General features: G+C 76.9%; 2 protein-coding genes and 1 pseudogene. All 3 read left to right on the top strand.

Going from position 1 to position 2,930, the window contains the following annotated elements:
- The first annotated feature begins 107 nt into the window (after window positions 1–107).
- Window positions 108–1,691 (top strand): histidine kinase dimerization/phospho-acceptor domain-containing protein, encoded by a 1,584-nt coding sequence (locus tag AAHZ94_RS31950; RefSeq protein WP_349997205.1) that lies wholly within the window; start codon window positions 108–110, stop codon window positions 1,689–1,691.
- Entirely contained in the window at window positions 1,688–2,347 is a 660-nt protein-coding gene (locus AAHZ94_RS31945; RefSeq protein WP_349997204.1) for a response regulator transcription factor, read from the top strand. The genes AAHZ94_RS31950 and AAHZ94_RS31945 overlap by 4 nt, the downstream gene beginning before the upstream one ends.
- Window positions 2,348–2,496: 149 nt before the next feature.
- Window positions 2,497–2,930: pseudogene (locus AAHZ94_RS31940) on the top strand (hypothetical protein); the annotation flags it as partial.

Genomic DNA, 2,930 nt, shown 5'->3' with positions numbered 1-2,930 from the left:
CCCGCGCCCCCGCGCCCGGGGGGCGGCCCCCCCCCGCCCCCGGGCCCCCGCCGCGCCGCGCCCCCCCCCCCCGCCCCGCCCCCCCCCGCCCCGCCCCCGGCCGCCGGGTGACCGCCCGGGTGCGCATCCTGCTGTGGCTGCTGCTGGTGATGACCGTCGCGCTGACCGCCGTGGCCACCACCACCCGTTCGATCCTGCTGCGCGACGTCGACCAGCGCACCGCGGCGCTCCTCGCCCAGGAGGCCGGCGAGTTCGCCCACTTCGTCGAGCGCGGACGGGACCCGCGGACCGGCGCCCCGTTCACCGAGCCGCGCCGACTGCTGAAGGTCTTCCTTGAGCGGCAGTACGCCGATCCGTACGAGGAGCTGATCGGCCTCGTGCACGACGCGCGACCGCCGTCGATGGTCCGGCAGAACCGGGCCGTCCCGGTCCGACTGCCGCTCTACCGGGACGAGCGGGGGCTCGCCGCGATCGCCCGCGACCGGCGCTCCACCGGGACGCTGGAGCGGCCCGAGGGCGAGGTGCGCTGGGCGAAGGTGGCCATCGACCCGGGCGGCGACGCCCCGGACGGCGTGTTCGTGGTCGCCTTCCACGCCGACCGCGAGCGGGCCAGGGCCACCGACGTGTTCCGTACGCTGCTCGCCATCTCCGCCGTCGCGCTGCTGATGACCTGCGGCATCGGCTGGGTGGTGGCCGGTCGCATCCTGGCCCCGGTACGGCTGGTGCGCGCGACCGCAGCGCAACTCACCGAGCAGGACCTGACGCGGCGCATCCCGGTGCGGGGGCGCGACGACATCGCGGCGCTGGCCGAGACGTTCAACGCGATGCTGGACCGGCTGGAGCGGGCGTTCGGCGCCCAGCGCCAGTTCGTCGACGACGCCGGGCACGAGCTGCGGACGCCCATCACCATCGTCCGCGGCCATCTGGAGCTCATGAACACCGGCCCGGACGGGGCGGCCGAGCGCGAAGAGACGGTGCGGCTGGTCACCGACGAGCTCGACCGGATGAGCCGCATCGTCGAGGACCTGCTGCTGCTCGCCAAGGCGGAGCGGCCCGACTTCATCAGCCCGGCCCCGGTCCAGTTGGCCGAGCTGACCGCCGACGTCTTCGTGAAGGCCCGCACGCTCGGCCCGCGCCGCTGGGAGCTGGCCGAGGTCGCGGACGGCGAGGCGGTGCTCGACGCGCAGCGCATCACGCAGGCGATGGTGCAGCTCGCCCAGAACGCGGTGCAGCACACCGCCGTCGGCCAGCGCATCCGCATCGGCTCCCGGCGCACCGCGACCGGCGGGGCGGGGTCGGGGGCGCCCCGGGGGCCCGGCGGGCGGCCCGAGCCCCGCGTGTGGGCCTGCCACCGGTCCCGGCGGGGCCCCGCACGGGGGGGGGCGCGCGGCCCGGGCGCCGCGACCGACAGCCACGGCGGCGGCGCCGGGCTCGGCCTGTCGATCGTGCGGGCCATCGCCGAGGGCCACCGCGGCCGGGTCGACCTGTGCTCCGGCGCCCCTCACCCGGGCACCGGCGCCCAGCCGGGCGACGGCGCGCTGACGCCCGGCGGCACCCCGGCGACCGGCGGCACCGTGCCCATCGACGGCCCCCTGACGCCCGGTGGCGCCCCGGGCGCCGCGTACCCCCCCGCGCCGGGCGACGGCCCCGGCGCCACCTTCACCCTGGTTCTGGAGGACCCCGCACGATGAACCGCATCCTCATCGCCGAGGACGAGGAGCGCATCGCCGCCTTCGTCGACAAGGGCCTGCGCGCGGGCGGCTTCACGACGACCATCGCCGCCGACGGCGACACCGCGGCCGACTACGCCCGCACCGGCGACTTCGACCTGATCATCCTGGACATCGGGCTGCCGGGCCAGGACGGCTTCACGGTCCTGCGCGGGCTGCGCGAGGACCGGGTCACCACGCCGGTGATCGTGCTGACCGCCCGCGACTCCGTACGGGACACCGTGGCCGGCCTCGAAGGCGGCGCGGACGACTGGATGACCAAGCCGTTCCGCTTCGAGGAGCTGCTGGCCCGGGTGCGGCTGCGACTGCGCACGGCGGCCCGCGCCCCGGAGGTGACGGCCCTGCGCAGCGGCGACCTCACCCTCGACCTGCGCACCCGGCGGGCCAGGTCCGGCACCCGGACCGTGGAGCTGACGGCCCGCGAGTTCGTCCTGCTCGAACTCTTCCTCCGCCACCCGGGCCAGGTGCTCTCCCGCGAACAGATCCTCTCCCACGTCTGGGGCTACGACTTCGACCCCGGCTCCAACATCGTGGACGTCTACGTCCGCGCCCTGCGCAAGAAGCTGGGCGCGGCCCGGGGGGAGACGGTACGGGGCATGGGGTACCGGCTGCCGTAACGGTGGGCGCCCGCACGCTGGGCGTCCGCACGCTGGGCCCGGGGCCCGACCAGCTTGGCCCCCCGGCCCCGGGCCCCCACCCACCCCGGATGAAATTCCCCTCATCGTCCGCTCATCAGCAGCTCACCGAGGGTGCGAAGACTGCCGGGGTGACCCTCTCCCTCCGTCAGGCCATCGGCTGGTGTGCCGCGTTGAGCGCCTGTGCCGTGCTGGCCGTGCCGGGCAACGTGCCGGGGCTCGGCGGCGACGCCCGCCTCACGCTGGCCGTCTTCGCGCTGGCCACCTGCGCCTGGATCGCCACCCCGGTCGACGACACGTACATCGCGCTCGGCGCCGGGCTGGTCCTCACGGTGACCGGCGTGATCAGCAGCGAGACCCTGTTCGCCACCCTGGGCGACGCCACCGTCTGGCTGCTGATCTGCGCCTTCGTCCTGGCCGCCGCGGTGGCCAGGAGCGGGCTCGCGGCCCGGGCCGCGGCCGGCCGGGGGGGCGGCGCGGGGCCCGGGCCCCACCTCGGCCCCCGCCCCCCCCCCCCCCCCGGGGCGCGGGGGGGTGTTAAAAACACAGCGCCCCCCCCCCGCAC

The sequence above is a fragment of the Streptomyces sp. HSW2009 genome (assembly GCF_040240285.1).
Taxonomy (GTDB): domain Bacteria; phylum Actinomycetota; class Actinomycetes; order Streptomycetales; family Streptomycetaceae; genus Streptomyces.
The sequence above is the reverse complement of the archived record's forward strand: the minus strand, read 5'-3'. Positions and strand labels throughout refer to the sequence as shown.